General features: G+C 28.3%; 6 protein-coding genes. All 6 read left to right on the forward strand.

Going from position 1 to position 7,560, the window contains the following annotated elements; translation table 11 throughout:
- Positions 1-106 precede the first annotated feature (106 nt).
- The 6 genes from JEY78_RS15615 (at position 107) to JEY78_RS15640 (ending at position 7,488) form a co-directional block, all read left to right on the forward strand.
- Positions 107-895 carry a hypothetical protein gene (locus JEY78_RS15615; RefSeq protein WP_291853628.1) on the forward strand — a complete coding sequence of 263 codons (789 nt, stop codon included), beginning with the start codon at positions 107-109 and terminating at the stop codon, positions 893-895.
- Entirely contained in the window at positions 888-3,182 is a 2,295-nt protein-coding gene (locus JEY78_RS15620) for a response regulator (protein ID WP_291853632.1), read from the forward strand. Before JEY78_RS15615 ends, JEY78_RS15620 begins: the two co-directional genes overlap by 8 nt.
- On the forward strand, positions 3,183-5,264 hold the full coding sequence (locus tag JEY78_RS15625; protein ID WP_291853634.1) for an AAA family ATPase: 2,082 nt from the start codon (positions 3,183-3,185) through the stop codon (positions 5,262-5,264). It abuts the gene before it with no gap.
- A gap of 3 nt (positions 5,265-5,267) precedes the next feature.
- Complete coding sequence (locus JEY78_RS15630) at positions 5,268-6,743, forward strand: hypothetical protein (RefSeq protein WP_291853637.1); 1,476 nt, start codon at positions 5,268-5,270, stop codon at positions 6,741-6,743.
- 108 nt (positions 6,744-6,851) lie between these two features.
- A complete protein-coding gene (locus JEY78_RS15635) occupies positions 6,852-7,277 on the forward strand; it encodes a single-stranded DNA-binding protein (protein ID WP_291853640.1) in 426 nt (141 codons plus the stop codon).
- A gap of 37 nt (positions 7,278-7,314) precedes the next feature.
- The gene (locus JEY78_RS15640; RefSeq protein ID WP_291853643.1) at positions 7,315-7,488 is read left to right on the forward strand and encodes a hypothetical protein; all 174 of its coding nucleotides are present in this window, start codon (positions 7,315-7,317) and stop codon (positions 7,486-7,488) included.
- The last annotated feature ends 72 nt before the right edge of the window (positions 7,489-7,560 follow it).

Below are 7,560 nucleotides of genomic sequence, written 5' to 3' on the forward strand. Positions count from 1 at the left end.
AAAACCTAATTATGCAACAAAATTAAATCGGGAAAAATAATTGTCGTTGACCGGAAATAATAGTTGTCGTTGATCAACAAATGCTGATTATCCTTCATTTAAAGAAATGTTAGACAAGAACTGGCCAGATTTCAATCAAGAATTTTATAGCATAAATGATAGAATTGGAGCAAAGATTTATAATTTTATAAAAAATGAGAATCCAAGTTGGAGTTCGTACCAAACAGAAAAAAATATTGAAATGGGCTGGGGTGATCCAAGATTTATTGAATGGATTGAAAATAATCCACGTAAAAAGCCTGATGAATTTCGTTTACCAGATCAAATTAGAGATGCAAATGCAAAAACTATTTCTAATTTTAAAGACTTAAGGGCATTATTTAATAAAGAAATTAGATTTAAAGGTGAACTATACAATATTATAAAACTAATTAAGAAATCAAAAGAAGCTATTGATTTTAATATAGAAGTAAAAAATGAAGATGATTTTAGAAAATCATATGAAATTTATACTGATGTTGATTGGTTTAAAAATGGTGTAACGGAAATTATTAAATATTTTCATGAATTTAGTGAAAAGTCAAAAAAAATAGAAATAGAATTGAAAAAAATCGACAAAAGACTAATAATTGAAATTACTCATGTTGATTCTTACCCAGATTCTGATTCAATTTCTTCTATTTTTGATGAATTTGGGGTAGGACATTTAAGCAGAATTAAAACAAAATTCCGTAGTGTTTGTGATTGGGCAATTGAGTCTAAATTTAAAGATGGTGCATATAGATTAAATTACTTGCGTTCGGATGATCGTAAATTTAAGGAAAAGCCTGAAAGTGATAATATCAACGGGTTTAAGCATATTTTAACTTTTTATGAGATTACTAAAAATGATTAAAGTTATTTTGTATGATAATAAGAAAAACAGAACAGATTCAGTCAAATCAAAACTTCAAGAATATAAGTTTCTTAAATTGGTTGATAATGAAAAGGATTTTTCTGATTCAATAGATTTGTTAATTGAGAATTCAAACAAAGAAGATAATAAAACTATCATTATGCATAATTCTGATTTTAATAGTAAGCCATTAGATGAAATTATTACTTTATGCGAAGAAAATAATATTGATTTAGTATTCTTTACAGGTGGTAATACTACAAAAGAATTAAGAATGAAGGAAACACCAAGAGCAAATTTATCAGCTGAACATATATATAAAGGTGATAATTTATTTTATTTTTTAGAGAGGTTTGAGAACGACTACAAATTAGGTTATTTAGTTTTTGGTAAGGATTTTGAATTAAATATTTTTTTAGACTTGCGAATGTTTATAAATTTAGAACGTAACAAAGGTAACAATAACCCTGAAGATATATATGATTCTCTTAAAGAGAAAGGAATTGATATTGACTCATTAACTGAAAAATTAGGATTAGAAAGCGGAAAAAATAATTTTGATAATAAAATGATTGACTCCATTATAAGAAACCTAAATTCAAAAATAGATGAATTGATTACTAACGGAAAGACTAAAATCGAGAAACCATTACTAATTCATAACGACAACACTTCTTTAATTGATATTGAGTTGTTGAAGTACAGAAACGAAAAATTTAATTCGAGCATTGATGATTTTATTTCAGATGTACTTTTAAAGAGAGATTTTGATTGTTTGGTGATTCCTTTCAGTCTTTCAGAAAACTACCTTGAATTTAAAGGTATTGAATTAGCCTACCATATTCGTCTTACAAAAGAATTGGGCGATTTAAGATTTGTTCCAATAATCTTTATTGGTGAAGAGACACCATATATAATTAGTAAAATTGATAAAAGGCTTAGTCCAATTTTATATACAGATGGCATTTATAATATAAAAGATAGCAAGGAAAAAGCTGAAAAATTAATTAAAAAGAAATTAAAGGGAACAACTGAAGAAAAAATAAGAGAACAAATTGAAGTTTCGCCTCCATCTAATTATTCAAGTCATCACTCAGTTGCAAATGAATGGAGTATAATTCGTTGGGCAAAATATCTAGGGATTGATAATAGCGATAATTTTAAACCCGTGATTGAAAAAATAAATTCATCTTTATATTATAAATACTTGTTAAATAAATTTCCTGTCCCCGATATTGACAAATCTAGTTTGGAAATAAAAGGTAGTGGAAAAATATTATTAATTGACGACGAATACGAAAAAGGTTGGAGTATAATATTTAATAGAATTTTTAGAAAAGACGATTTTACATTTAAAGTTTTAGAAACTGATTTTAATTTATCTAAAAATGAAATAGTAGATTCTGCAATTACTAAAATAGAGCAATTCAAGCCGGATGTAGTAATATTGGATTTTAGGCTTAGAACTGACGAATTTTATAACACTCTGATAAAAGATATTACATCAGTTGAAATATTAAGAAGAATAAAAGTTTTGAATCCTGGAATACAAGTAATCATTTTTACTGCCTCTAATAAAGTTTGGAACTTACAAAAGTTAGAAAGTCTTGGTGCAGATGGTTTTATTATTAAAGAATCACCAGAGTTTAATCATGATAATAAATTTACAAGAGAAAATATCAAATCATTTAAAAGAACTATTGAAAATTTACTTAATAAAAAATATTTAATATATATTTATAATAAAACTCAAAATATTAAAGCTAATTTAAGTGCAAATCTACCTAAACTAGATACTCTGCTACATGGAAATGGAAATGAATTTGTGTCAGAAGTTGAGTACTGGTTAATTAGTGCATCAAAATTTTTATCAAAAGAGCAAAATGAACAAATTTTCTCAGCTGCATATATTAACTATTTTCACATTTTTGAGGCATTACAAAATAGTTTAATTATTGTATATTCTTTGAATTTTGTTGATGGTGAGAAATTGAAGTATTATAAATTTAATGACTCGACGCAACAATACTCAGAAGATGGATTTTTGGAAAATGTTGGTGATAATAAGATAAAAAATAGCATTACTCAAAAAATTGCAAATATTGGCTATCGGTATAGTAATTTTGACTCAGAGGATATAGGAAGGTTTTATAGGTTAAACAAAACAAGAAATAATATTGTTCATAAAGATAAAAATGATCCAGAACGAGGAGAAATAAATAAAAATGATTTGTTGGGATTATTTGATTTGTTATATGAATTAATTACAAAAATAAATTTTGTATAAATGTTAACAAACGACCAAAATATTGCCCTAAATAAAATCAAGGAATTTATAACAGACGATTCCTCTCAAATATTTATACTAAAAGGGTATGCAGGTACTGGAAAAACCTTTTTAATCGGAGAAATAGCAAAACACTTAAGATTAATGCATCTAAACTACCATTTAGCTGCTCCCACTGGAAGGGCTTCTCGTATGCTAAATGAAAGGACGGGACTAGAGGCTTCTACAATTCATAAATTGTTATATACTCAATCCAAGATTGATTTAGGTGATGATGAAGAGACCGATGATCTAATATTTAATTTTGCAGTTAAAAACAACAATCAAGAAAGTATAAATGATGTTTTTATTCTTGATGAGTCATCAATGATTTCAGATAGCAAAAGTAACGATGAAGAATTTTTACGGTTTGGTTCTGGGCGATTATTATATGATTTGTTAGAATTTGTTGGGTTTAACTCTAATGTGCATATCCCAAACTTAAGAAGAAAAATTATCTTTATTGGTGACCCTGCACAGTTGCCACCGATTGGTAACAACTTCTCATTTGCATTATCTCAGCAATATTTAACCAAAGAGTATAGTTTATTGGTTGAAGAGTATACGCTCAAAGAAGTTGTGAGACAAACTGAAGAAAGTGGGATTTTGACTGCTGCCAGTAAAATTAGAAATTCAATAGAGAAGAGCGAGTACAATAATTTTGATATAAATAATGATGTTAATATTATAACTAAACGTAGTCAGCTAAAACAAGCATTGGCTAATAACTTAAATGATTCCATTTATATAACATACAGCAACGAAGATGCTTTAAAAGCAAATCTATATATTAGAAACAGTTTTATTACCACCAAAGAACGGGAAATTTTACCAGAAGAAAAACTTATTGTAGTTGCTAATAACTATCATATTGGCTCCATGAATGGTGATTTTATTAAAACCGTTGAAGTGTGGTCACCTGTTGAGCATACAATTAATTTAAGGGGTAGAAAAGAACCTATTAAGTTATCCTTTAGAGAAATGACCATAAAATATATTGGTGAAAATAATGAAGAGATAGAAAAAGAGGTGTTTATACTTGAAAATTTACTATGGTCAGAGCAACGCAATTTGGGGAGAGACGAGTTAGTTGCCTTAAGAGTATTTGCAGCTCAAGAACTAGGTGTTAAATTCCCGCACAAAACACTAAAAAAGACAAATCCTGGTCAATATAAAAAGGAGAAAGAACTATATATTGAAGAATTGAAAAACAGTAAATATTATAATGCTCTGCAAGTAAAATTTGGTTATGCGGTAACTTGCCACAAAGCACAAGGTGGAGAGTGGAATAATGTCTTTGTGAAATTTGATGGTTTTAGTGGCACACAAAATGAGAGTTTTTACAGATGGGCATACACCGCAATTACGCGTGCAAAGGAAAATCTATTTGCAATAAATCCGCCTAAATTTTCACCTTGGAGTAAAATGATTTCAACTATAGATGCAGAACCACAAATTATAGAAGAAAGTAAAAATATTGACACAAATAATTGTGAAATACCAAGTTTTATTACCAATCCTATTGCTCAAAATATATATTTAAAAGTGTTCTCAATTATTGAAAATGAAGAAATTGAGATTATTAAAGTAGAACAACTTGATTGGAGGCTTAGATTTGTTTTAAGTATTGATGATGAGCATATTCATATTGATTTTATTTATAAAAAGAATGGAAAAATTACTACAAATATTTTCCAATTTAGTAGTGAAAAATCAAAAGAATCGATTAATGAATTATTTTCTAATTTAACAGATGTCTCTGCATTTGAAAAAAAGATGAATAAACTAACTTTTGATGAGCCATTTTTAGAGGATTTTTACTCATATATTAAAAAGATATTCGAAAACACAGAAATAGAAATTACGGAAATTAAACCTATTAGCAACGGTCAGAAATACTATTTCAAAACCGATACTGAATATTGCGATATTATCTTTTATTATGATTCAAAAAAAGTTTTCAGTAAAAAGGGGCCATTTGTTGAAAAATACAGTAGCGTAGAATTTAAGAATAGATGTCTTAATATAATTTCTGGGGGTTAAGAAATGAATAATTTAGAACTGAAGAATGAAGTGAAAGAAATTAGTAATAAACTAAAAACTAATCCAAATGATGAAACACTCAAAACTAATTACTTTTGGACACTGCACAAATGGGCTAAAGCTGAAATAGAGAGTAATGGAATCTCTCATGCAATAAGTGCAGTTGTTGAAATGTCAAAATATCAACTAAAATCTCCCATGGGTTATAATTCTACTGGTTGGGCTGTCTATAAAATTCTAAAATTAATGGTTCAAGACCAAAACGTACATAGCCAACATCACAATTCAATCTCTCTTCTTGTTAAAGCTCTAGATACAATTGAGATTGATAATAGTACGCATTTATATTCCACACTTTTTTGGGTATTAAATAAGCTAGCCGAGAGCAACTCGCTTTGGTTTTTAAGTTTTATAAGAAGCCACGGTCTAGAAGTGTTTTCACCAGATGATTATAAGCCCAATGAGTATAATGGTAAAAAATTAAATAGCCTAGCTCTAAGTGTCCACTTAAAAGCAGCAAAAATAATTGAAAACTTAAGCGAGGGAAAATTACAATCGGTTAATTGGTTTTTCCCATATTTGAATAAAATATTAGAAAAATATCCATATGAAATTTGGTTAAACTACCATAAAAGCAAATTTTTTATAATTTTAGATGATTTTGAAAAAGCACGTAAACTTATCTTTAACATAATGAAAAAGAAAGAAAAAGAATTTTGGTTATGGCATTTGCTTGGTGAGACCTATGAAAACACAGATGATGAAAAAGCATTGTCGTGTTTTGCAAAGGGGTTATTGTTAGGCGGTAAACCAGAAATGTTGATTGGAATTAAACTCTCAACAGCAAAGGTACAACTTAAACTTGGCTATTTCACAGAAGCAAGGACAGAATTAGAGATTATTAAGAAAATAAGAGAAGATAATAATTGGAAAATAACTGATGATATAAAACAGCTTCTTAACAATGAGTTTATTAGGAAGGCAGATCAGAAAAAAGATTTAGTTCCATTTTACACAGAGAAGGCAGCCACAATAGCAAATATTTTAATTGAACAATATCCCGAGCAAAAAGGAATAATTACGAATATTCTTGAAGACCATCATTGGGCTTTTATTGGTTTTGAACTAAACAAAACGGCAAGATATATTCTCAAGAAGAATGATAATTTCAAAATCGGTGATGTGGTATCAATTCACATTGTTGAAGATATTATCGGTGGTGTAAAGAAATATGATGTTAAATCTATTAAAAAGCATGATGGAAAAACTTCATTTGATTTTATTAAAAATATTAAGGGGGAACTTAAGAAAATCAATGGTAAGGATTTTGGATTCATAGAAGATGTATTTATTCCTCCTCAACTAATATTAGCTAATAATTTAATCGATAAATCTTTAATAGAAGGGCTGGCATTGTTAGAGTATAACAAAGACAAAAAAACAAATACTTGGAAAATGATTACAATTAACCAAAATTAAAATATCGGTTTGAATTTATCCATTGCCACAACGTTGCCAAAGTCTAACATTTAGTTTTTGTTTCTAAATTTGAAGAGTAAATAAAACAAATATTCTTGGAGGTAAAAAATGGCATTTTCACTAAATCAAGCATCATTAATTGGTAATTTGGGTAACGATGCAGAAACAAAAGAATTTAACGGACACAAGAAAACAACATTTTCTGTGGCTACAACTCATTCACACAAGGATAAAAATGGTGAATGGCAAAACAAAACAACTTGGCATAATATTGCTGGTTGGGATTTATCAGATTTCTATTTAAGCAAGCTCGTAAAAGGTGCAAAAGTTCATATTACTGGAAGGATAGACAATAGAGAATATCAAGATAGTAATGGAAACAAGAAGTATTTTTCTGAAATTATTCTAAGTGAAATTATTCCACTTGATAAAGGTGAAGCAAGCGAAAACAAAGCTGGATTTCAGAAGAGTGCGGAAATAAATGATGAAAATTTGCCTAAATGGGTAACTGAGGATTTGGATAATCTATTTTAGCTAAAAACAAATTAAAACAATTACGGAAAAGGGAAAAATGGATTACGAAGAAGAAGATTATGACGAAGAATTTGAAGAAGATGATGATGAATTTGTGGATAGCTATGAAACATTTGTAAATCCTTGCCAAGAATTAATTGATAAGTTTGAATATCGAAAAGCAATTGAATGTATGAAATATCACTTAGTAGATGATAATAATGGCTATTGATTAACGACATTTATAATTCCTTTTAAACGACAATTAAAATTCCCGAAAAAAGTGGAATTTTAGCCATCCTAA

Origin of the sequence: Lutibacter sp. (genome assembly GCF_016342705.1) — a bacterium.
GTDB lineage: Bacteria > Bacteroidota > Bacteroidia > Flavobacteriales > Flavobacteriaceae > Lutibacter.